We start from the raw sequence: 21875 nt of genomic DNA, 5'->3' as shown, positions 1-21875 counted from the left end.
CGGTCAGACGTGAATAAAAAACGCCCGGCTCGCCGGGTGTTTTTTATTCAGTCAGCTGAAAAGTCGTAATTCATAGTGTCGCTGGGGGGTTGCAGATAATGGCCCTGAATATAGTTGACCCCGGCCTGCCATAGGGTCGGCATCATGGCGGCGCTGTCGACATAAGGGACTATGGTCAGCTTGCCTTGCGCGTGCAGCGTCGAGACCATTTCCTTTAGTGCCTGAACTGCATTGGGATCAGACAGATCGCGGGCAAAAGAACCGTCGATTTTGATGTAATCGGCATGCACGTGCTTGAGAGAGGCGTAAGGGTTCAACGCACCGCCGAAGTGGCTTAGCGAAACCTTGCAATGCATGGCGTGCAGCGCTTCGGTGTGCGCCTTGGCCTGCTTGAGGTAGGTGTTCACATCGGCGTCATTGAACTGAAAAATGATCGAGTCCGGCGGTAACCTGGCCTCTTTGAGCTGCCCCGCGATCCACTCGACGAGCTCCGGGTTCTGCAGGCTGGCGCTACTGAGGTTAAGCAGCAGATGGGTGTCTGCGCCCTTGTTACGATGACTGCTGAGCAGGCGCGTGGCCTGGGTGATGACCCAGCGATCGATCTCTGCGGCCAGTCCGGCTTCTTGCGCGGCAGGCAGAAAGTCTGCTGCCGGTACTTCCTCGCCTTCGTGATTGAGCAGGCGCAAAAAGGTCTCGTAGTTCTCTGCTTCATCGCCGCGCAAGCTGATGACGGGTTGGAACAGCAGGCGGAAACCATTGGTCTCAAGCGTATGCTTGATCAACGCAATCAGGTTGCCACGGTTGGCCTGATGGGCCAGCTCCTCGAGTGGGTTGAACACCTTGACCGCGTTGCCGTTGGCATGGCTTATCTGATCTGCCAAGCGGTGCGCGCGATTGACTGCCTCGGCCGGATCTGCGCTGGTTTCGCTGATGGCCGATACACCAATACTCAAGGTGATCTGTACTGTTCTGCCATTGGCTTCAAACAGGTTGGCTTCGACTTTCTGGCGCAGTTTATCGAGTGTCTCTACTGCTGCCTCCGGCTCTTTGCCGGGTATCAAAACGCTGCAGGCATCATCGCCGAACCGGGCAATCAGCGTGCCCTCGGCGAAATGCTCGCGTAGCAGTTGCGCTATATCGGTCAGCACCAGATCAGCGCCGCCCAGTCCGATGTCGGCCTGCAGGGTGCTGAAGCCATCAATGCTCATGTAGGCAAGGCTGCTGGTTTGGCCCAGCCGCACGGCATTGTCGCGGATCGCTTCCAGTTCGTCCTGAAAGTAGGCGCGGTTGAACAGGCCGGTAACCAGGTCACGGCTGGCCATGACCTTGAGTTTTTCTTCGAACTCGGCGCTGGCGGTTTCTGCTCGGATGACTACCTGGGTACAGGGCTCGCCGTCGTAGCTGGCCGGCGAAAAGCTGAGCTGGATGGGAAACTGTTTGCCGCTGCTGTCGAGACCTTTGCAACGAATCTCGTTCTGGCCGCCCTGCTGCACGTACGTACGCAGGAAGTCCTTGAAGCGTGTCTGGTCCTCTGACGCGATCAGGCCCACCATGGGTTCGGCAGCGAGATCGTCGGCATCGTCATAGCCAAACATCTGGATATAGGAGCGGTTGGCGTAGATGTGCATGCCGTCGTGCACGTAGGAAATGGCATCCACCGAGCTGTCGAGCAGCAACTGGCAGCGCTTCTCCGCTTCGCGCAGACTTTGTTCCGCAATACGACGCTTGCGGCGCGCATCCAGGTTGGCCAGCTCGCGATTGGCAACCAGCGTCAGCAGCGCATCGCTTTCATCGCTCAAGGCGTCCTGCATCCCGGCGCGCAGAGCGTCAATGCGCAGTTCTGTGCTGGGCGCTGGAGTTAGCAGGATAAAGGGAATGTCGCGGGACTGGCGGGCAATCAAGGCGACGGCTTCGTGCGCCGTCATGAAGCTGGTTTCAGGCCTGGCGAGGCACAGATCCCACGTTTGCTGCAGGGATTCCTGAAGGTCTTCGACCGACGTGATGCGATGCGCGCGTGTCGCATGTCCGGCATTGCGCAACAGGCTTACCAGGCGCTCTGCGTTGTTTTGCGAGTCGTCCAGAATCAGCAGCTTGATGGCTTGTTTTTCTTTGCCCATGGTCGTCCGCACAGAGCGGGCTGGCTAGTGCGCAGCCCTTGATAATTAGACGATTGAATTTACAGAGACTTCCAAAGGGAGTCAAAGTCATCCTCGGTGCTGACCGTCAGGGATGAGGGATTAGTCTCAGATTGAGGTTTCTCTTCCTTGACCTGTTCAATCAGATGGTACTGGAACTGACTGAAGCTCCCGGTAGCTGTAATGCGCTCGGTCAAGTGGGCACGCTGGGAATGACCGGGCCGATGGATGATGATTTTGCTGTTGATCTGAAATGGCAGGCGCGGGGTGATGATGGTGGCCGGGCGATCAATGGCCGTTACTTCTGGCAGCATCAGCGCACGCAGGAACTGGCTTGGTTCACCGGTCTTGCGCAGCAGCTTGGCAGCGCAAGGTGTGCAATGTGGTGCGACCAATTCGATACCCATTTGTGTGCCGCCACCGCGAACCTGCCTGATCCAACGCACAACGGCGAGGCTCCAGTCCTCTTCGTTGGCTTCCTGAATGCCTAGCAGTTCTCCGGCTTGCAACTGCTTTGGCACCTCTTTTGGCCAGGTCAGGCAGAAGCCGCCGGGGCTGTGGTTGACAATGGGCAGGCTGTGGATGGGATAGCTTTCCTCGCCCTCTTCATCATCCGCGCCCGCTGCACCGTTGTAGTCGATCTGCTCGACACCGGCGCCGTTCCAGTCAACCGAATGGGCGCCGTCAAAAGCGCCGGTCCAGCCACTCTGCTTGCTGCGCTGGGCAGCGTCGGAAAAGGGGTTGGTTTCCATCTCTTCGGCATCGACAAAGCGGGCGAAGGCCTTGCCGGCAATGCGGTAGTGCGTGGCGCTTATACCAATGCTGACTTTCAGCTGGCCACCGCTGAGAATGCGATTGAAGGTACGCTCGGCGAGGTCGCCCCAGGATTGGCTGACGTGTTGCAGCAACTCGACACCCATGTTCTCGGGGATATGCAGTTCGCCGCGGTAGTCGCCGCTGCTGAGCATGTAGTTCTTGATGCATTCGACCAGTTCACTGGTATCCAGGCCGAGACTGTTGTCCAGGCTTTCATCGCGAATCAAGGACTTGTAACGAGGCGGGCAGTCCATGTCGGGATTGATGATAAACAGTGCTTTGGCGTCGGTGGGCTGCACGATGTGCGCCACGCGGCTCCAGTCTTCCAGCGTCGAGAACAGGCGGCCCATGGCGCTTTGACGCATCTGGTTCGGCCGCGCGGAGCCCATCAGCAGGGCAATGATGTAGCTTTGCTCAATGCTCAGAGGCTTTTTGTTCGTGCTCTCCTTGTCGGGAACCGGGGAGAGGTGCAGCTTGCGCTTGCGCGCCAGTTGATACAGTTGGTGCAGTTCGAGCCAGACCCCATCTGCGACCGGGCAGTAGAGCTGGAAGGCGCGTAGCAGTGGGCCACAGAGGCTGCGTATCGAGCGCTGCAGCGCCAGCGTCATCTGGTTGGCATGATCACGGGATTTGATGCTGCGCTCCTGTGCCACCACGATCTTGTAGCCATTGGCCAAGTGGTTTTGCAGTGATTGCGAGAGGTTGGCAACCTTGCGCGGTTTGTCTTCAAGGACGATGGATTGCCCGAGATAGTATTTCGACAATGCCGTGCATACGTAGTGCACTTCAGGTCGGATGCGCTCCAGTATGGCCAGCCGCTTGTCGGCCGCAATTTCAAACTGGTTCAGTTCTATCAGTCCCTGATATAGCTGACGGGCGGTTTCCCCGATATTGGCTTTTGGCAGGTTGGCCAGCCACTGGGTAATGCCCTTTTCTGTGCCTTCTGCAAAACTCAAACTGCTGAGTGTTTGCTGAGGAATACGCAAATGCAATTTTTGCGATGTGCTATCCATAACAGTCTTATCCAGTACAAGCGGTTCCGGCCAAAGCCTGTCAGCCAGGTGGCTGATACATACTCGGCACGTTAAGGGTCAAGTCTTCTATTGAAGACACTGTAGCAGCTTAGTCTCTAACTGGCTAAGCGCCGCATTCAGCGCTTACACGGGCCGCCACAATGCCCTTGTTATCTGTGTTCCGGTTGATTCAACGACTGGTTGCAGGCCAATGAAGAATGTCCTGCGTTGCCAACCGCGATTTAAAACAGTCGTTATCAGATGCCTTCTAGCGCGCCTTGCCTGAACAGTGAGGCTGTTTCCTTGGCCTGTGTCGCTTCAGCTGCCAGCGAGTTCGACAGGTATGGGGACCTTGCCAGGCTGGCCGGCAACCTCTCTTACCAGGCGGGGCACCAGGTAGCCCGGTAGCCGCGTCAGCATCTGGCCGACAAGCTGCTTGGCGTCGGAATCGGCGCAATGGAAATGGGCCGCGCCTCTGACATGGTCAAGCAAATGCAGATAATAGGGCAATATGCCATTGTCGCCTAGTGCTTCGCTCAGGGCTATCTGTGCCTCCAGGTTGTCGTTGATGCCGCGCAGCAGCACCGCCTGGTTCAGCAGGGTTACATTGGCTTGGCGCAAACGTGCGGTGGCGCCGAGCATTTGCGCATCCACCTCGTTGGCGTGGTTGCAATGCAGCACCATGGTGACCGGCAGGCGAGTGCCGCACAGAGCGGTAATCAGGTCGTCGGTGATGCGCTGAGGGATTACCACAGGCAAGCGCGTATGGATACGCAGCCGTTTGATGTGGGGGATGTCGGCAATCTGCCGGGTCAGCCAGCTGAGCCGGCGGTCATTGGCCGCGAGCGGATCGCCGCCGCTGTAGATCACCTCATTGATGGAGCTGTCCGCGCGGATGTAATTCAGCGCCTGTTCCCACTCCGCAGTGCTGAGGTTGTTGTCATCGTAGGGGAAGTGCCGGCGAAAGCAGTAGCGGCAGTTGATCGCACAGCCGGCGGTAACTACCAGCAGCAGACGGCCGTGATATTTGTGAATGATGCCAGGCTGCGCGTTGCTGTGCTGCTCGCCCAAGGGGTCGCTGACATAGCCTGGCTGCTCATCCAGCTCAGCTGACAGAGGCAGCACTTGCAGCAACAGAGGGTCTTTGGCGTCGCCTGGCTGCATACGCTGCAGGTAAGGCTCGGGCACACGCAGCCGGAAATCTCGGTCGGCGGCCAGGGCGCCGGGTAGCAGGCTGAGGTCGAGTTGCAGTCGTGTCAGCAGAACCCGTGGATCGGTAATGCTGCCCGCCAGCAGGTTTTGCCAGCTGGCAGACTCAACACGAGCTGAAGAACCATGTATCATTGGCGTTTTTCCGCGCATGGGTGTCAGGGTATCCGACTGGCTGCCTCCAACTGTTGTCAGAACGGCGCGTTGTCGGATTATCCGTTTAATTGAAAGTGGGAATGTCTGTATGGCCAATTATTCTACCAATGAATTCAAACCGGGTCTTAAGGTGATGCTCGATGGTGACCCTTGCTCGATCCTGGAAAACGAGTACGTTAAGCCGGGCAAAGGGCAGGCTTTCAACCGGGTCAAGGTTCGCAACCTGAAAACCGGTCGCGTCAACGAGCGTACTTTCAAATCGGGCGATTCATTGGAAGGCGCCGATGTGATGGATCGCGAGATGGAATACCTGTACGCCGACGGCGAGTTCTGGCATTTCATGGCCACTGACGGTTCATTCGAGCAGTATGGTGCCGATGAAAAAGCCGTGGGCGACTGCATCAACTGGATGAAAGAGCAGGTTGTTTACCAGGTCACGCTGTACAACGGTGCCCCCATCGCAATTACGCCGCCGAATTTCGTTGAGCTGGAAGTGGTAGAAACCGATCCTGGTGTGCGTGGCGATACCTCCGGCGGCGGTACCAAGCCGGCCAAGCTGGTGACGGGTGCCGTGGTGAAGGTGCCGCTGTTCATCAACACTGGCGATGTGCTCAAGGTTGATACCCGTTCCAGCGAGTATGTTGGCCGCGCCTGACCTTTAGTTGGCAGCAAGAAACCGGAGCCTGGCTCCGGTTTTTTTGTGCCCGATGGGAGACTGTTCATGAGTATCGACTGGAAACCGGGTGCCTCGCTGGCCGCACTGCGCCGTCGGGCAGAGATCATCAATCAGATCAGGCGTTTTTTTGCCGACCTCGACGTGCTCGAGGTGGATACCCCAAGCCTGTCCCATGCGGCGGTGAGCGACCCCTTTCTGTTCCCGTTTGCGACCGACTACGTGCCGGAGGGCGGTGGTGCCGCGCAGCGTCTGTATTTGCACACCTCCCCCGAGTACCCGATGAAACGGCTTTTAGCCGCCGGCAGTGGTGCGATATGGCAGTTATGCAAGGTGTACCGCAATGGCGAAGTGGGCGGGCGCCACAATGCCGAGTTCAGCATGCTGGAGTGGTATCGGCCGGGCTTTGATCATCATCGCCTGATGGACGAAGTGGATGCTCTGGTGATGCAGGTGCTGGGTTCGTCTCCGGCCAGGCGGGTCACCTATGCGGCAGTTTTTCTTGAGCATACAGGGCTGGATATTCATACCTGCAGCGATGCGCAATTGCAGGCGCTGGCATACGCACGCTGTGGATTCGAGGGTGAACTGCAGCGCGATGGCTGGTTGAATCTGCTGTTCTCCCACTGTGTTGAGCCGCAGTTGCTGGAACCCACCATGGTGTATGCCTTTCCTGCGTCGCAGGCGGCGTTGGCGCGGGTGGTCGAGGGTGACGACAGGCTGCCGAGTGCGGCGCGCTTCGAGCTGTTTGTCGCCGGCATGGAGCTGGCAAACGGCTATTTTGAACTGACCGACGCGCAGGAGCAGGCGCGACGCTTTGCGGCGGATCAGGCGCAGCGCGAGCAGTTGGGGTATCCGGTGCTGCCCCTGGATGAGCCGCTGCTGGCAGCCCTGCAAGCGGGTTTGCCTGAGTGTGCCGGGGTGGCACTGGGGGTGGATCGCCTGATCATGCTGGCGCTGGACGCCAGCCGTATTGATCAGGTAATTGCCTTTGATTTGCGTCGCGCCTGATCAGGCGCGCGTGGTGCCCAGCAGCTGGCCCATACTCACGGCGCTGCCGGCTTTCAGTTCGGCCTGCCAGTTGGCGACATTGGGCCCAAACAAAACTATGGCAGTTGAGCCCAGCTTGAAACGGCCCATTTCCGCGCCTCGGTCCAGGCTGGGTGCTGCCTGGCCGTAGGCCGTGGTGCGCAACTCCCGGCTGGGTGGGGCAACCAGGCCGGCCCACACGGTTTCCACTGAGGCGACGATCATTGCGCCGACCAGTACGACGGCCATCGGGCCTACGTCGGTATCAAACAGACAGACCACACGTTCGTTGCGGGCGAACAGCTCGGGTACGTTTTCAGCAGTCGTCTGGTTGACTGAGAACAGCCGTCCCGGCACATAGATCATCTCAGTCAGGGTGCCGCTGTAGGGCATGTGAACCCGGTGATAGTCACGGGGCGACAGGTACACGGTGGCAAACTCGCCACCCTGAAAGGCCGCTGCGTGCTGTGGATTACCGCCAAGCAGCTCGGTCACGCTGAAGCTGTGTCCCTTGGCCTGAAAGATACGGCCGTGTTCAATTTTACCCAATTGGCTGACAGTGCCATCGGCCGGGCAAAGGATTCCGCCAGCAGTGTTGTCCAGCGGACGTGCATCCGGTTTCAGTGCACGGGTGAAGAAGGCGTTGAAGTTGCTGTAAGCAGTTGGGTTCTCTTCCAGCGCCTGACTCATGTCGACCTTGAAGTGACCGACGAACCAGGTGATGAACGGGTTCTTTACCCAGGCCCAGGTGCAATTCGCCAGGCAGCCTGCGAGGCGCGAGAGCAGGTGATGGGGGAGCAGATACTGCATCAGAATGAATAAGCGCGCGCGCATGAAAAGTCCTCAGGATTCGACAGGGGTGTCTGGGTGGTTGCCCCACTCGGACCAGGATCCGGCGTAGGCCTGGATATTGGGGTAACCCAGCACCTTGGCGGCAAGATAGGTAAAGCCGGAGCGGTGATGGGTTTGGCAGTGGGTGACTATCTGCTTATCAGGCGTAATGCCCAGAGCCTGTATCTGGTCAGCAAGGTCGCGGCGCAGCCGCAGGCCACGTGCGGGGTCCATGCCCGCGGTCCACTCGAAATTGACCGCGCCCGGAATATGTCCGCCTTTGGCGGCCAGCACCTTTTCACCCCGGTACTCTTCGGGTGAGCGGGCGTCCCAAATGACCCGTTCCGGGTTGTTGAGGTCGGCCAGCAGCTCATCGGCGGTTACAGTATGGCGGCTGTTCAAGGTCAGCTGCGGTTGACTGGCAGGAGCCTGGTTCACCATGGTCTCCAGCGCGTGGCCGGCCTGTTTCCAGGCCGTGAGGCCGCCGTTGATGTAGCTGTAGTGCGGGTGCCCGATGCAGTCCAGTAGCCAGATGAAGCGGCCGGCCCAGCCGCCGCCTTCGTCGTCGTACACCACGTAGTGCAGGTTCGAATGGTGGCCGAGCTCGCCGAACATTGCCTGCAGCGTGTCAGTGTCCGGTAGCAAACCCGGCCGCGGCGCTGCGGCAGCGGTGCGCGACGGTGCCAGGTGCACGGCGCCGGGCAGGTGGCCGGCGAGGTAGTTTTCGCGTTTGCTCAGGTCTACCAGGCGAAAAAGCTGCTGGTCCAGCGACAGTTCGAGTGCCTCCGGTTCGATCAGCAGGGGCAGGGCAGTCGTCGTCATAGTTGACGCATCTCCGGGCGATTGAGGTCGGGCGAGGGTGTGCCCATGAACGCGCATTGTAGCGGATTGCCACGCTGGGTCTATCGCTGCTCGACCCTGCAGGCTAGGCGCGTTGTTTGAAGTTTAATAGCGCGTTGAGTACGCAATTGGCCGTCTTGATCAGCGCTTTCTGGCGCTGTTGGTCAAGCAAGCGCTGGTTACCGGGATTGCAGGCAAACAGCAGGCCCAGTACTTGACCGTTGTGCAGGATGGGCACCAGTTCGAAGGTGCTGTCTGGGGCCATGCTGCGCAGTGCGCCAGGCAGTATGGGCCCCAGACGGGTAAGTTCGGCGCTGTCGAGGTGATGGCAAGTGTCGCTGCTCAGCCAGTTGCCCCAGGTCGAGGCGCGTGGGTTACCCAGGCGTACGCCAGTGACGCTCTGCTCCGAGCTAAAGCCTAGCGCCGCACCCACCACCAATTGCTGGGCTTTGCCGTTGAACAGAGCAACCCAGCACTGCTGCAGCCCCAGGCCGTCATGCATGGCTTTGAGTGCACAGTCGAGCAGTTCGGGCAGGGTGGTGAAGGGCGTAGGTTGAGCGTTCAGGGTCAGACACAATTGACGCCAGCGTTCCGGTCGGATCGGCGCCGCGGGTGTTTGGCCGGCGGGCGCACTGGCCGGTTTGGCCGCGGGCTCCAAGGTTGGTGCGTAATCGGCTGGCCAAGGCAGTGATACGGCGGGTAGCCAATTCTGGCCTGGGTTGGCCTGATGTTGCGCACGAGCACTGTTAACGGCGCTTTCATGGCTGATGTGCTGCGTCTGATCGACACTGCAGCCAAGATAGAGTGCGCTGAGTTGCTGCCAGCGCAGGGTATGAATGGCGTACCAGTTGTGGTGCGCGCCGAGCGCGATGCCGGTGGCCATCAACAGGCTGTTGGCGGGTTGGGTAAGCCAGCGATACAGCTCGCGGTCGCTGTCCAGGCGCGCCTGCTGGTCCTGTGGATTGTTCGCGTTGCGGGCGATATGCAGCGCCTTGACCATGGTACGGCGGCTGCTGTTCATCGACCGGTAGCCCTGCAGGATCCACGGCGGTAGCCACCAGTCCTGAGCAACCTGTTGAACCAAGACAAAGCCTGCGGCCGTGGTCTCGGCGATCTGCCGCTTGCTGACATTGGCGGGTAGCACGCCGCGGTTCATGGCGTCCCATTGTTCGAAGATGTGCGGTTTGATGTAGGTCAGCGCCCAGAGGGGTGAGAGAAACAGCAGGGTTGCCAGGGACATCTCGTGCCACAAGCGGGCAATGCGTTGCGAGAACAAGCCATGCGCCTGGCTGACGGCATGCTCGCTGATACTGATGAGCTGTCGGTAGGCGGCCGGTAGTTGCTGCGCCTCTACCACTGGAATGCCTTCTATCAGGCGAGTTAGTCGCTGCGTACCCAGCAGGTTGCAGGCTTGCTCCAGCGTTAGGATATCAACGTCGCGGTTGCGCGCCGCTTCGCCTGCCGCGCGACAGATGTGCAGTGCTGCCACTGGCACACTCATGATGTGCAATGACAGCTCTCCGAGGCTGAGCATGTCACTGTTCAGCTGCGCCAGCAGGTCTTGTTGCTGCGCTGGCGTGATTGGCAATACGGTAGCGTTCAGTTTCTCGCGCAGGCTGCCGATAATGTCTTTGTTGCCGTTTGGTTTGGGCTGGACTGTGCTCATGGGACTCGCGGCTTTATACTTGTCGTTTGCGCGACTATAACTCGAACTGCGGTTCTCTGCCGCTCCTGCATGCTCGTTGCATGCATCCTGCTACATCGGACATTCTGATTTATGCTGAAGATCGCTGGTTTTCTTGTCGTTATTGGTGCTGTGCTGGGTGGTTTCATGGCCTCCGGCGGGCACATTGCAGCGCTCTGGCACCCCTTTGAAATCCTGATTATCGGCGGCGCGGCCTTTGGCGCCTTTCTGGTTGCCAACAGCGGTGCTGTGGTCAAGAAGACGCTGGCTGCCGGGCCCAAGATCATGTTTGGCCACAGATTCAGCAAAGCCTATTATCTGGATGTACTGGGCCTGTTGTACGAAGTGCTCAACAAGAGCCGGCGTGAGGGGATGATGTCGATTGAAGTCGATATCGAAGAGCCGGCAGAAAGTCCCATCTTCAGCAAATACCCGGCGATTCTGAAAGACAAGCACATGACCGAGTTTGTCTGCGATTACCTACGCATCATGTCGACCGGCAATATGGCGCCGCACGAGCTTGAGGCGCTGTTCGATGTGGAAATTTCCAGTCTTACCGAAGAGTTGCTGGAGCCCTCGCATGCCGCTACCCGCGTGTCGGATGCGCTGCCTGGGTTCGGTATCGTGGCAGCGGTGCTGGGTATCGTCATCACCATGAGCATTTTGGGCGATGCAGAAAAATCCGAAATTGGTGAGAAAGTGGGCACCGCGTTGGTCGGTACTTTTCTGGGTATTCTTGCCGCCTATGGCTTTGTTGGACCTTTCGCCAGTGCCATGGAGCATGACGCGCACGAGGAAGCCAATACCTACGAGGCCATCAAGATGACCCTGGTGGCCAGCGCCCAGGGCCTGCCACCGGCACTGGCGGTCGAGTTTGGCCGCAAATCGCTGCTGCCCGAGCACCGCCCCAGCTTTATGGAGCTGGAAGAGTCGGTCAAGGGCCGCTGATTCATGGACAACAATCAGCCGATTATCGTCAAGCGTATTACCCGCAAGGCGGCCGGGCACCATGGTGGTTCCTGGAAAATCGCTTTCGCCGACTTTGCTGTGGCGATGATGGCGTTCTTTCTGGTCATGTGGCTGATTACCGTGGCCACGCCTGAGCAACTGAAAAATATTTCCGGTTACTTCAACGATCCTGTGGGTTTTTCCGAGGGCGGTAGTCCTTACCCGATTGATCTGGGTGGTTCGCCGCAGGTGTCGCCCAATATCACCCTGAGCGAGGAACAGGACCCGCAGGACGAAAACCTGGTGGATGAGTCTGCGGCCAAGGAGTTGGCGGACCAGATAGAGCAGCGTGAACTGGAAATGCTGCTGCAGGAACTTCAGAACCAGATCGATGAAGAGCCTGTGCTGCAGCGTTTCAAGGATCAGATTCTGATCGAGATTACCCAGGATGGTTTGCGTATCCAGATCATCGATGCGGAAAATCGCCCGATGTTTGCCAGTGGCAGCGCCGAGCTGCAGCCGTATTTCGAAGAGATATTGCTGGCCTTGAGCGACACCATTGCCAAGGTGCCAAAGAAAATCAGTGTCAGTGGGCACACCGATGCCGAGCCCTATCGCGGACGGCGTGGGTACGGCAACTGGGAGCTGTCGTCTGATCGAGCCAATGCGGCGCGGCGCACCTTGTTGGCGGCCGGATATCCAGACCGGCAGGTCGCGCGGGTGGTGGGTTATGCCGACTCCGCCCTGTTTGATCGGGAGGATCCGCTGAGTGCGACCAATCGGCGTATCGACATCGTGGTGTTGAATCACCAGGCCGAGGCCCAACTGCGCGAGTCGGCGGAGACCGAGCCGGCGGCCGCCGAGGCGGTGGAGCAGGCGTTGCAAGAAGCACCTGCGCCGCCGGTGCCATCGCCCGCGCCGGAGCCCGCATCCGCGTTACCGGCAGCCGCCGAGCCGGCCACTGCGCCTGGCGATGTGGCGCCGGCCCCGCGTAGTCTGAATCTGTTTGAGGACTCGTCCGACCCTGCAGGCCGTCTGCGCCAATAACGGGCTTTAGTCGGCGTCCAGCGTCGACAGAATATGCCGATAGCTGGCCATGCGTGCTTTGGCTATCTTGCCGTCGGCGACGGCGCCAAGCAGCGCGCAGCCAGGCTCCTGCTGATGGCGGCAGTCGCGGAAACGGCAGGTGCCAAGGTAGGGGCGAAATTCGATAAAACCGTCAAGCAGCTCATCCTGGCTGATATGCATCAAGCCGAACTCGCGAATACCGGGCGAGTCGATGAGGTCACCGCCCGCCGGGAAATGGAACAGTTTGGCGGTAGTGGTGGTATGCGTACCCTTGCCGGTCTGTTCTGAGAGGGCGCCCACGCGCAGGTCCTCGCCCGGCAGAAGAACGTTGATCAGCGATGATTTACCCACCCCCGACTGCCCGACAAATACGCTGATGCGGTTTTTCAGTGTGGCTTTGAGGTCGTCCATACCCGTGCCGTCGCCAGCAGAAAGGCTGAGTACCCGGTAGCCCAGCGCCGCGTAGTCGCTCAGCCATTGCAGCAGCTCCCCGTGTTGCTGGGCGTCGAGCAGGTCGGACTTGTTCATCACCAGCAGGGGTTCCAGCCCGGCCTGTTCCGCGGCAACCAGATAGCGATCAATCAGATTGGCGTAGGGCGTGGGCAGTGGCGCGAACACAATCACCAGCAGGTCGACGTTGGCCGCCACGGGCTTCAGTTGGCCGCGATGGTCCGGGCGGCAGAGCTCTGTCTGCCTGGGCAGTTGCGCCACAATGACGCCAGAGCCCTGGTTGTCGGCCCGCCAGATTACCTTGTCGCCGGTGACCAGTGCCGGCAGGTTGGCGCGGCGATAGCAGCGGCGCACCTCGCCAACGTTGCTGCCGTCGGTGGCTTCTACATCCATCTGCACGCCAAAGTGGGCGATCACCAGGCCGTTTTGTTCCGGGCCCAGGTCGCCGCCCAGCAAACTCTGCTCGGCCTTGTCGGCGCGGCGGTCGGCGCGCGCGGCGCGCTCGCCCTGGATTTTTTCAATGCGCCAGCTTTGGCGCCGGGTAAGGTGTCGCTTGGCCATGGGGTCAGTGTCTGAAGAAACAGCCGCAGTGTAGCACGCGGCAGTTATACTGGCGGCAGTTGATCTGGCGCCCTGCGGTTTGGCGTCGGTATCCTTTACTCAGAGTCAGTTTCACGTGCGCCAGGAGTCAGCATGCAAAGCCCCGATAACCTCATCTGGATCGATCTGGAAATGACCGGGCTGGACCCGGACAACGATGTCATCATTGAAATCGCCACCATTGTGACCGACGCCAACCTGAACGTGCTGGCCGAGGGGCCGGCGATTGCGGTCAAGCAGCCCGATGCCATGCTCGATGGCATGGATGAATGGAATACCCGCCAGCATGGCGGCTCCGGTCTGACCCAGCGGGTGCGCGACAGTAAAGTCAATGCTGCCGAGGCGGAACAGCAGACCCTGGCGTTCCTGCGCGAATGGGTGCCGGCGGGCCGTTCGCCCATGTGTGGCAACAGCATCTGCCAGGATCGCCGCTTCCTGTATCGCGGCATGCGTGAGCTGGAGGAGTACTTCCATTACCGCAATCTGGATGTCTCGACCCTGAAGGAACTGGCGGCGCGCTGGGCGCCGGAAGTGAAAAACGGCTTCAAGAAGCAGAGTAGCCATCTGGCCATGGACGATATTCGCGACTCCATTGCCGAGCTGCAGCATTATCGCGAGCACTTTATCAAGTTCTGATCAGTCAGCGGCGGCGCTGCTGCCGTGTTGTTGCAGCGCCCAGGCGACGTGCTCGCGGACCAGTTCGGAGGGGTGGTTGCGGCGTGCCTTGAGTGCTTCGATCACCGGGATGCTGCTGCTGGCATTGCCCAGCCCCACTGCCAGGTTGCGTAACCAGCGCTCATGACCAATGCGGCGAATGGGCGAACCCTCGGTATTGGCCAGGAAGGTAGCCTCATCCCAGCGGAACAATTCCGCCAGGCTCGCCTGATCCAGGCGGTGACGCGGACTGAAGTCGGCTTCATCGGTGGGTTTGGCAAAGCGGTTCCAGGGGCACACCAGTTGGCAGTCATCGCAGCCAAACACCCGGTTGCCCATAGGTGCGCGTAATTCGGTGGGAATCGCGCCTTTCAGTTCGATGGTCAGGTAGGAGATGCAGCGCCGTGCATCGAGCACCTTGTCGCCGACAAAAGCCTGGGTTGGGCAGCGCTCCAGGCAGGCGGTGCATTTGCCGCAATGTTCGCTTTGTTGGGGCGCATCGATCGGGAGCGGCAGATCGGTATAGAGCTCGCCCAGGAAGAAATAGCTGCCGGCCTTGCGGTTGATCAGCATGCTGTTCTTGCCGATCCAGCCTAAGCCGGAGCCAGCCGCCAGCGCACGCTCCATAACCGGTGCGCTGTCGACAAAGGCGCGGTAGCCGAATGGCCCGATCAACGCCTGGATAGCGTCGGCCAGTTTCTGCAGCCGTCGGCGGATCAGTTTGTGATAGTCGCGTCCCAGCGCGTAACGTGAAATATAGGCTGCGTCGGGCTCGCTGAGGCGTTGTGCCATGCTGCTGTCGCCTGGCAGATAGTCCATGCGCACGGAAATCACCCGTTGCGTGCCGGGTACCAGTTCTACCGGTTGAGTGCGCTTGCTGCCGTGGCTGGCCATCCAATCCATCTCGCCGTGGTAACCGGCGTCGAGCCACTGTTCCAGATGCTGCTCATGCTCCCCGATGTCCGGCGCACTGATGCCCAGTTGCTGGAAGCCGAGTTGGCTGGCCAGACTACGGATCTGCTCGGCAAGGTCGTGATAATCGATGGATTCGGACATGGCCTGGTTCGGGGGTTGAGGGAATGCACGGCGCTTCTCGTATAATTGTGCCAGACATCGACGCCTGGAGCCTATTCATGCCTTACGTTCTGCCCGACAGGGTCTACACCGCCGCCCAGGTCAGGGAGCTGGATGCTCGGCTGATAGCCGCTGGTACCCTGGGCATTGAGCTGATGCAACGTGCGGCCGAGGCCCTGTGGCAAGCCGTGCAGCAGCGTTGGCCCAATCAGCGTCAAATGACGGTGCTATGCGGTGGCGGTAACAACGCCGGCGATGGCTATTTACTCGCGAAGCTGGCGCTGCAGGCTGGTTGGCAGGTGGTGGTCTGGGCTGTTGCCGACCCGCAGACGCTGCAGGGCGATGCGGCGTGGGCTCTGCATGCGGCGCGCGCAGATGGCGTCAATATTCAGCGTTGGCATGGGCAGGCGCTGCTTGCGGGAGTGCTGGTGGATGCCTTGCTCGGCACAGGTTTGTCGGGCGAGGTGAGGGGGGATTATGTTGATGCAATTGCGCAGATCAATGCTGCGAGCGGTCCCGTGTTGTCCGTTGATCTGCCCAGCGGTCTGGACGCAGATCGTGGGGTGACCCTGGGCTGCGCCGTTGTTGCTGATCTGACGGTGACTTTTATCGGCCTCAAACTGGGCCTGTTGACCGGTGAGGGGCCAGATTATGTGGGAGAGCTGCTGTTCGCCGCGCTTGTTGACGGCGAGGCAACGGATCCCAGCTTTGAGCGCTTGAGCATGGCGCGCTGGGCCAAAACCCTACCAGTACGCAAGCAGGCGGCTCACAAGGGGCACTTTGGTCATCTGCTGATTGTCGGCGGGGGCCAGGGTATGGGCGGCGCCATTATGCTGGCGGCAGAGGCTGCGTTGTGCAGCGGGGCTGGCAAGATCAGCGTGGCGACGCGACCTGAGCATGTCGCGCCTTTGCTCAGTCGCTGTCCGGAGTTAATGGTGCGCGGTATCGACGGGGTAGCACAGTTGCAAGGGCTGCTGGAGCAGGCCGATGCACTGGTGATAGGTCCGGGCCTGGGGCGCGACAGCTGGGCGCAGGCGCTGTTGGAGGCCGCGCTGGCATGGCAGGGTCCGCGTGTGCTGGATGCCGATGCATTGAATTTGCTGGCAGAGCGCGCTGCACCGGTGACCCTTGGTGCCGACACCGTTATTTCTCCACATCCGGCGGAGGCCGCGCGGTTGCTGGCATGGGACAATGCGCGCGTGCAGTCGGATCGGCCCGCTGCGTTGGCGCGCCTGGTTGATCTGCTGGGTTGCTCGGTAATTCTCAAGGGTGCCGGGAGTCTGGTGGCCAGCACCGATGCGGCGTTGCCGGCAGTCTGTACTGATGGCAATCCGGGTATGGCTGTCGGCGGCATGGGTGATGTGTTATCTGGCTTGCTCGGTGCGCTGCTGGCACAGCGCATTCCCGCCGCGCGGGCAGCGCGTTATGCTGTGCTGGTGCACGCCCTTGCGGGTGAAAGCGCCGCCAGTGGTGGGCAAGTGGGTATGCGGGCGAGCGATATGTTCATCCCCATCAAGGCATTGTTGAATCAACGGGAAGCAGAATGAGCTACACAGTGCAGGTAGAAGGCGAAAACGCCATGCAAGCGCTAGGCGCTGAGATTGCTCGGGCACTAGATGGGCGTGGTGTGGTCTACCTCGAAGGAAATCTGGGTATGGGCAAGACCACGCTCAGCCGCGGCATGATCAGGGGTTTAGGGCATCAAGGGGCGGTCAAGAGCCCGACGTTTACCCTGGTAGAACCCTACGAGTTGCCTGCGGCAACGGTTTATCACTTTGACCTGTATCGCTTGGCTGACCCAGAAGAGCTGGAATTTCTCGGGGTGCGTGATTACTTCTCGGATGAGAGTCTTTGCCTGGTCGAGTGGCCGGAAAAGGGGCGGGGCGTTTTGCCAAGACCCGACCTGACGATTACCATTAGTGTGGAGGGCGACGGCAGGCGCCTTTTGCTGAACGGTCAGACCGAGCACGGTCAGGCCAGCTGCCATCGATTGCAACAAGAACGGAGTAAGGCATAGCGTGACTAGCATGACCGGGGGGAAATGCCAGATGCTGCTGCGTTGGTGCGCTGTCAGTTTATTGTGCCTTGTTACTGAAGCCGCGTTGGCGGCCGACATCAAGAGCGTGCGCCTGTGGCGAGCGCCGGACAACACTCGGCTGGTATTTGACTTGAGCGGGCCGGCCAACCATACCCTGTTTACCCTGTCCAATCCCGAGCGGATTGTCATTGATATCGACAATGCCACTTTTAACGCCGATACCGCCGGTCTGGCGCTGACCAATACGCCGTTGACCGGCATGCGCTCCGCGCCGCGGGATGGCAATGGTCTGCGCGTGGTGCTGGATCTCTCCGCGCAGGTCAATCCCAAGAGCTTTGTATTGCCGCCGAACCAGCAATACGGCGATCGCCTGGTTATTGACCTGTTTGATCAGGACGGCAAGCCCAGTGCGATCGATCCGCCGCAGGCGCCCAGTGCCTCGCCATTGCCGCAAACGCCGGTGCGTTCTGCCAGCGAAGCAGGGGAGCGCGATATCATCATTGCCATCGACGCCGGGCATGGCGGCGAAGACCCAGGTGCAATCGGTTATGGCGGCGCCCGGGAGAAAGAGGTAGTGCTGGCGATTGCCCGCGATCTCAAGGGCATGATCGATGCTGAGCCCGGTTTCAAGGGTCAGCTGGTACGCACCGGCGACTACTTCATCCCGTTGCGTAAGCGCACCGAAATCGCCCGTCAGCACAATGCTGATCTGTTCGTATCCATTCACGCTGACGCTTTTACCCGCGCCGGTGCTAACGGTGCTTCGGTTTTTGCCCTGTCGGATCGTGGTGCGACCTCTGAAACCGCGCGGCTGTTGGCCGACCGGGAAAACCGCTCGGACCTTATCGGTGGTGTGGGTGGCGTGAGTCTGGATAACAAGGATCAGGTGCTGGCCAGCGTGCTGCTTGACCTGTCGATGACGGCCACCCTGTCAGCCAGTCTGGATGTGGGGCAGCAGGTTCTGTCCTCGGTGGGACGGGTAAATTCCCTGCACAAATCGCGGGTAGAGCAGGCCGGGTTCATGGTGTTGAAATCCCCCGATATTCCGTCAATTCTGGTCGAGACCGGTTTTATCTCCAATCCGGGTGAAGCGCGCAAGTTGGTGACGCGCAGTCACCAGCAGGCCTTGGCGCGTTCGATTCATGCCGGGGTAAAAAGTTACTTCCATCGCAATCCGCCACCCGGTACGCGCATTGCTGCGCTCAAGGCCAGCGGCAAGCTGGCGCAGGGGCCACGTGAACACGTTGTGAGGCGCGGTGATAGCCTGTCGATGATTGCAGCGTTGTACCAGGTTTCGCTCAGTGGTCTGCGCAACGCCAATAATCTGTCCGATGACAACATACGAGTGGGTCAGGTAATCAAGGTGCCGGCCAGCAGCATGCTCGTACAGAACGAACGCTGATATGTCCCGAATTCAATTATTAAGCCCGCGTCTGGCCAACCAGATCGCGGCGGGTGAGGTTGTCGAGCGACCTGCCTCGGTGATCAAGGAGTTGCTGGAAAACAGCCTGGATGCTGGAGCCAAGCGCATTGATATCGATATCGAGCAGGCGGGTGTCAAGTTGTTGCGGGTGCGTGATGATGGCGGTGGTATCGAGCAGGATGACCTGCCGCTGGCCTTATCTCGTCATGCCACCAGCAAGATTCGCGACCTGGACGACTTGGAGCGCGTTGCCACCCTGGGGTTTCGTGGCGAGGCGTTGGCTTCAGTCAGCTCAGTGTCGCGGTTGACGCTGACGTCCTGCCCGGCGGGCAGTGATCAGGCCTGGCAGGTCGAGACAGAGGGGCGTGATATGGCGCCCAACCTGCAGCCAGCGGCGCATCCGCAGGGCACCACGGTCGAAGTGCGTGACCTGTTCTTCAATACGCCGGCTCGGCGCAAGTTTCTGCGCACTGAAAAGACCGAATTTTCCCACCTGGAAGAAGTGGTTAAACGCCTTGCTCTTTCTCGTTTCGATGTGGCGTTCAATCTGCGGCACAACGGGCGTAGCGTGTTCAGCTTGCGTCCCGCGCATACCGAGCAGGAAGCGCGCCGCCGGGTGGCAACGGTGTGTGGCCCGGCCTTTGTGGAGCAGTCTCGATCCATTGACAGCGAGCGTGCCGGGCTGCGGTTGTGGGGTTGGGTCGGCTTGCCTACGTTTTCGCGCAGCCAGGCGGACTTGCAGTATTTCTTCGTTAATGGCCGGATGATCAAGGACAAGCTGGTGGCCCACGCGGTGCGTCAAGCCTACCGCGATGTGCTGTTCAACGGCCGCCACCCGACTTTTGTGCTGTTCATGGAGCTCGACCCTGGCGTGGTCGACGTCAACGTGCACCCGACCAAGCACGAAGTACGCTTTCGTGACGGGCGCATGGTGCATGACTTTCTGTTCAGCACGCTGTATCGGGCGCTGGCCGATCAGCGCCCGGGTGATCAGCCTGAAGCAACACAAGGTGGGGCTGAGGCGGTGCCAATAGGTTCCGCGGTGACGCAACCAGTCGCCAGCGGGTTGGATGCCGGCGTGTTTTCCGGTCAGCAGCCTATGGCGCTGAATGAGCCTTCCGCCGCGTGGCGGGCAGAGTCGACAGCGCCCATGGGTGGTTATGCACCGCCAACGCCTCCGCCGGCCGCTGCGGTAAGCGCTTATGCCAATCTCTACGGCAGCCAGGGCGCCGCGTCAGCCATGCCCCCGGAGGATGGCGATGTACCGCCGCTTGGCTACGCCGTGGCGCAGTTACACGGGGTGTACATTCTTGCGGAAAATGCTGCCGGCATGGTGGTAGTAGACATGCATGCCGCACACGAGAGAATCACCTATGAGCGTCTGAAGCTCGCCATGGATCAGGAGGGGCTACGCAGTCAGCCTTTGCTGGTGCCGGAGAGTCTGGCGGTCAGTCAGCGCGAGGCGGATTGCGCGGAGGAGCACGCTGACTGGTTTACGCGCCTGGGTATGTCGTTGCAGCGCGTAGGGCCAGAATCGCTGGCGATTCGCGAGGTGCCGGCACTGTTGCGCCAGGCACACGCCGAGCAGTTAGTGCGCGACGTACTCAGTGATCTGTTGGAGTACGGCACCAGTGATCGCATTCAGGCACATTTGAATGAGCTGCTGGGCACTATGGCGTGCCATGGCGCAGTGCGCGCCAACCGCAGGCTGACGCTGGCAGAGATGAATGGCCTGCTGCGTGATATGGAGCAGACTGAGCGAAGCGGGCAATGCAATCACGGGCGGCCTACCTGGACGCAGATGAGTATGGCTGAGCTGGACAAACTGTTTCTGCGGGGGCGCTGAGATGATTCAGTCGCACGCTGCGCCGTGAGCACTGCAGCGCGGCCGCCGGTTATCTGCCTGATGGGGCCTACGGCCTCCGGCAAAACCGAGTTGGCCATGCACCTGTACGATCGGTTCCCCTGTGAGTTGGTCAGCGTTGATTCTGTGCTGATTTACCGCGGCATGGATATCGGTTCGGCCAAACCGGATGCGCAGACACTGGCGCGCTACCCACACCACCTGATCGATATTCTTGATCCGGCTGAGTCTTACTCGGCCGCCCGGTTTTGCGAAGATGTCACGCCACTGTTGGCCGACATTACCGCGCGCGGCCGTATTCCGCTGCTGGTCGGTGGCACCATGCTCTATTTCAAGGCCTTGGCCGGTGGCCTGGCACAAATGCCGTCAGCCGACCCGCTAGTGCGCGCGAAGATCGAAGCGATGGCGCAAGCTCAAGGTTGGGAGGCAGTACATGCCGAGTTGGCGCAGGTTGACCCGGTGGCAGCGGCGCGCATCCATCCCAACGATCCGCAGCGAATTCAGCGTGCTTATGAGGTGTTTCTCGTCAGTGGTATTACACTGACACAATTACACGCCCGCCAAGGTGCAGAAAAAGCGGTGGAACAACGGCCTGAGTCGGCGGTTTTACCTTATACTATGCGTTATATGGCGGTTGCACCTCAGGATCGTTCTGTGCTGCACGAGCGAATTGCTGAACGTTTTGTCTTGATGATGAAACAAGGGCTGATTTCTGAGGTCGAATCCTTGCGCAATCGTGGGGATCTGCATCCAGCTATGCCATCCATCCGGGCAGTGGGGTATCGTCAAGTCTGGGACTTTCTGGATGGCAAGCTGAGCAAGGCAGAAATGGTTGAGCGGGGCATCATCGCGACACGGCAGCTGGCGAAGCGTCAGTTCACCTGGTTGCGGGGCTGGCACGCCGAGATTGACTGGTTTGACAGCCTTGACCCAAAAAGATTTGAGCAGGCCTTGAAAGCGTTGCAAGAGGTCGCAATATAGAGTTTACCGGCGCTTCTACCGCCCAGGTTTGTGCAGTTAACCTGCCTGCTCGTCTTTTGGATAATGGACAAGCCGGCCAAATCGCATTATTACAATGCTTAAAACTATACGGTTTCCATTAAAGGAGTGAGGCAATGTCAAAAGGGCATTCACTACAAGACCCTTACCTGAACGTTCTGCGCAAGGAACGTGTCCCGGTATCCATCTATCTCGTAAACGGCATCAAGCTGCAGGGCCAGATCGAGTCATTCGACCAGTTTGTCATTCTGTTGAAAAATACAGTAAGCCAGATGGTTTACAAGCATGCGATCTCCACCGTTGTGCCTGGCCGTCCGGTGCGTCTGCCGGTGCAGGCAGGTGGTGAAGAGGCTGAGGCCAGCAATCCCTGA

General features: G+C 59.8%; 19 protein-coding genes. 11 read left to right on the top strand and 8 right to left on the bottom strand.

All coding sequences use genetic code 11. The annotated features are described in order from the left end of the window. Positions 1–47: 47 nt before the first annotated feature. The 3 genes from BLU26_RS07485 to epmB all read right to left on the bottom strand — a co-directional run bounded on the left by BLU26_RS07485 (position 48) and on the right by epmB (position 5308). A complete protein-coding gene (locus tag BLU26_RS07485) occupies positions 48–2117 on the bottom strand; it encodes an EAL domain-containing protein (protein ID WP_092285327.1) in 2070 nt (689 codons plus the stop codon). Positions 2118–2176: 59 nt separating this feature from the next. Next, positions 2177–3964, bottom strand: a complete 1788-nt coding sequence (locus BLU26_RS07480) for a molecular chaperone (protein ID WP_092285325.1) — start codon at positions 3962–3964, stop codon at positions 2177–2179. 318 nt (positions 3965–4282) lie between these two features. Then, on the bottom strand, positions 4283–5308 hold the full coding sequence (gene epmB, locus BLU26_RS07475; RefSeq protein ID WP_092285323.1) for an EF-P beta-lysylation protein EpmB: 1026 nt from the start codon (positions 5306–5308) through the stop codon (positions 4283–4285). A 109-nt stretch (positions 5309–5417) separates the two neighbouring features. On the opposite strand from epmB, the gene efp reads away from it, so the two are divergent. Together efp and epmA are read left to right on the top strand one after the other, a co-directional pair. After that, on the top strand, positions 5418–5984 hold the full coding sequence (gene efp / locus BLU26_RS07470; RefSeq protein WP_092285321.1) for an elongation factor P: 567 nt from the start codon (positions 5418–5420) through the stop codon (positions 5982–5984). Positions 5985–6050: 66 nt separating this feature from the next. After that, complete coding sequence (gene epmA / locus BLU26_RS07465) at positions 6051–7013, top strand: EF-P lysine aminoacylase EpmA (RefSeq protein ID WP_092285319.1); 963 nt, start codon at positions 6051–6053, stop codon at positions 7011–7013. On the opposite strand, the gene asd is transcribed toward epmA, so the two are convergent. The 3 genes from asd to BLU26_RS07450 form a co-directional block, all read right to left on the bottom strand. Continuing rightward, positions 7014–7865 (bottom strand): archaetidylserine decarboxylase, encoded by an 852-nt coding sequence (gene asd, locus BLU26_RS07460; RefSeq protein WP_092285317.1) that lies wholly within the window; start codon positions 7863–7865, stop codon positions 7014–7016. Between the two features lie 9 nt (positions 7866–7874). After that, positions 7875–8684, bottom strand: a complete 810-nt coding sequence (locus BLU26_RS07455) for a rhodanese-like domain-containing protein (protein ID WP_092285315.1) — start codon at positions 8682–8684, stop codon at positions 7875–7877. 103 nt (positions 8685–8787) lie between these two features. Continuing rightward, positions 8788–10368 carry an HDOD domain-containing protein gene (locus BLU26_RS07450; RefSeq protein WP_092285313.1) on the bottom strand — a complete coding sequence of 527 codons (1581 nt, stop codon included), beginning with the start codon at positions 10366–10368 and terminating at the stop codon, positions 8788–8790. A 111-nt stretch (positions 10369–10479) separates the two neighbouring features. Here BLU26_RS07450 and motA point away from each other — a divergent pair, with 111 nt between their 5' ends. Continuing rightward, a complete protein-coding gene (gene motA / locus BLU26_RS07445; RefSeq protein ID WP_092285311.1) occupies positions 10480–11334 on the top strand; it encodes a flagellar motor stator protein MotA in 855 nt (284 codons plus the stop codon). A gap of 3 nt (positions 11335–11337) precedes the next feature. Beyond that, complete coding sequence (gene motB, locus BLU26_RS07440) at positions 11338–12381, top strand: flagellar motor protein MotB (protein ID WP_092285309.1); 1044 nt, start codon at positions 11338–11340, stop codon at positions 12379–12381. Between the two features lie 6 nt (positions 12382–12387). Here the strand turns inward: motB and rsgA are convergent, their stop codons facing one another. Next, positions 12388–13413, bottom strand: coding sequence for a small ribosomal subunit biogenesis GTPase RsgA (gene rsgA / locus BLU26_RS07435; protein WP_092285307.1), 1026 nt, complete (start codon positions 13411–13413; stop codon positions 12388–12390). 132 nt (positions 13414–13545) lie between these two features. Here rsgA and orn point away from each other — a divergent pair, with 132 nt between their 5' ends. Next, on the top strand, positions 13546–14088 hold the full coding sequence (gene orn / locus BLU26_RS07430) for an oligoribonuclease (RefSeq protein WP_092285305.1): 543 nt from the start codon (positions 13546–13548) through the stop codon (positions 14086–14088). Here the strand turns inward: orn and queG are convergent, their stop codons facing one another. After that, positions 14089–15162 (bottom strand): tRNA epoxyqueuosine(34) reductase QueG, encoded by a 1074-nt coding sequence (queG, locus tag BLU26_RS07425; RefSeq protein ID WP_092285303.1) that lies wholly within the window; start codon positions 15160–15162, stop codon positions 14089–14091. It lies immediately after the preceding gene. Between the two features lie 77 nt (positions 15163–15239). On the opposite strand from queG, the gene BLU26_RS07420 reads away from it, so the two are divergent. From BLU26_RS07420 to hfq, 6 genes are all read left to right on the top strand, one after another. Then, the gene (locus BLU26_RS07420) at positions 15240–16727 is read left to right on the top strand and encodes an NAD(P)H-hydrate dehydratase (protein WP_092285301.1); all 1488 of its coding nucleotides are present in this window, start codon (positions 15240–15242) and stop codon (positions 16725–16727) included. Further along, positions 16724–17197, top strand: coding sequence for a tRNA (adenosine(37)-N6)-threonylcarbamoyltransferase complex ATPase subunit type 1 TsaE (gene tsaE, locus BLU26_RS07415; protein WP_197674541.1), 474 nt, complete (start codon positions 16724–16726; stop codon positions 17195–17197). Before BLU26_RS07420 ends, tsaE begins: the two co-directional genes overlap by 4 nt. Before the next feature lie 10 nt (positions 17198–17207). After that, a complete protein-coding gene (locus BLU26_RS07410; RefSeq protein ID WP_197674540.1) occupies positions 17208–18620 on the top strand; it encodes an N-acetylmuramoyl-L-alanine amidase in 1413 nt (470 codons plus the stop codon). A 1-nt stretch (position 18621) separates the two neighbouring features. Next, positions 18622–20487: a DNA mismatch repair endonuclease MutL gene (gene mutL, locus BLU26_RS07405; protein WP_092285297.1), complete on the top strand. Its 1866-nt coding sequence runs from the start codon at positions 18622–18624 to the stop codon at positions 20485–20487. A gap of 60 nt (positions 20488–20547) precedes the next feature. Next, positions 20548–21486 carry a tRNA (adenosine(37)-N6)-dimethylallyltransferase MiaA gene (miaA, locus tag BLU26_RS07400; protein WP_092285295.1) on the top strand — a complete coding sequence of 313 codons (939 nt, stop codon included), beginning with the start codon at positions 20548–20550 and terminating at the stop codon, positions 21484–21486. 134 nt (positions 21487–21620) lie between these two features. Continuing rightward, complete coding sequence (gene hfq, locus BLU26_RS07395) at positions 21621–21875, top strand: RNA chaperone Hfq (protein ID WP_092285293.1); 255 nt, start codon at positions 21621–21623, stop codon at positions 21873–21875.

The sequence above is a fragment of the Halopseudomonas sabulinigri genome, from assembly GCF_900105255.1.
GTDB classification, from domain to species: Bacteria; Pseudomonadota; Gammaproteobacteria; order Pseudomonadales; family Pseudomonadaceae; genus Halopseudomonas; species Halopseudomonas sabulinigri.
Note: the sequence above shows the minus strand (reverse complement) of the source record. Positions and strands in the feature narration are given on the sequence as shown.

Excerpts from the sequence above, each read along its gene's own strand:
- BLU26_RS07485 (WP_092285327.1), bottom strand. The coding sequence starts at position 2,117 with ATGGGCAAAGAAAAACAAGCCATCAAGCTGCTGATTCTGGACGACTCG.
- BLU26_RS07480 (WP_092285325.1), bottom strand. The coding sequence starts at position 3,964 with ATGGATAGCACATCGCAAAAATTGCATTTGCGTATTCCTCAGCAAACA.
- epmB (WP_092285323.1), bottom strand. The coding sequence starts at position 5,308 with ATGATACATGGTTCTTCAGCTCGTGTTGAGTCTGCCAGCTGGCAAAAC.
- efp (WP_092285321.1), top strand. The coding sequence starts at position 5,418 with ATGGCCAATTATTCTACCAATGAATTCAAACCGGGTCTTAAGGTGATG.
- epmA (WP_092285319.1), top strand. The coding sequence starts at position 6,051 with ATGAGTATCGACTGGAAACCGGGTGCCTCGCTGGCCGCACTGCGCCGT.
- asd (WP_092285317.1), bottom strand. The coding sequence starts at position 7,865 with ATGCGCGCGCGCTTATTCATTCTGATGCAGTATCTGCTCCCCCATCAC.
- BLU26_RS07455 (WP_092285315.1), bottom strand. The coding sequence starts at position 8,684 with ATGACGACGACTGCCCTGCCCCTGCTGATCGAACCGGAGGCACTCGAA.
- BLU26_RS07450 (WP_092285313.1), bottom strand. The coding sequence starts at position 10,368 with ATGAGCACAGTCCAGCCCAAACCAAACGGCAACAAAGACATTATCGGC.
- motA (WP_092285311.1), top strand. The coding sequence starts at position 10,480 with ATGCTGAAGATCGCTGGTTTTCTTGTCGTTATTGGTGCTGTGCTGGGT.
- motB (WP_092285309.1), top strand. The coding sequence starts at position 11,338 with ATGGACAACAATCAGCCGATTATCGTCAAGCGTATTACCCGCAAGGCG.
- rsgA (WP_092285307.1), bottom strand. The coding sequence starts at position 13,413 with ATGGCCAAGCGACACCTTACCCGGCGCCAAAGCTGGCGCATTGAAAAA.
- orn (WP_092285305.1), top strand. The coding sequence starts at position 13,546 with ATGCAAAGCCCCGATAACCTCATCTGGATCGATCTGGAAATGACCGGG.
- queG (WP_092285303.1), bottom strand. The coding sequence starts at position 15,162 with ATGTCCGAATCCATCGATTATCACGACCTTGCCGAGCAGATCCGTAGT.
- BLU26_RS07420 (WP_092285301.1), top strand. The coding sequence starts at position 15,240 with ATGCCTTACGTTCTGCCCGACAGGGTCTACACCGCCGCCCAGGTCAGG.
- tsaE (WP_197674541.1), top strand. The coding sequence starts at position 16,724 with ATGAGCTACACAGTGCAGGTAGAAGGCGAAAACGCCATGCAAGCGCTA.
- BLU26_RS07410 (WP_197674540.1), top strand. The coding sequence starts at position 17,208 with ATGACCGGGGGGAAATGCCAGATGCTGCTGCGTTGGTGCGCTGTCAGT.
- mutL (WP_092285297.1), top strand. The coding sequence starts at position 18,622 with ATGTCCCGAATTCAATTATTAAGCCCGCGTCTGGCCAACCAGATCGCG.
- miaA (WP_092285295.1), top strand. The coding sequence starts at position 20,548 with ATGGGGCCTACGGCCTCCGGCAAAACCGAGTTGGCCATGCACCTGTAC.
- hfq (WP_092285293.1), top strand. The coding sequence starts at position 21,621 with ATGTCAAAAGGGCATTCACTACAAGACCCTTACCTGAACGTTCTGCGC.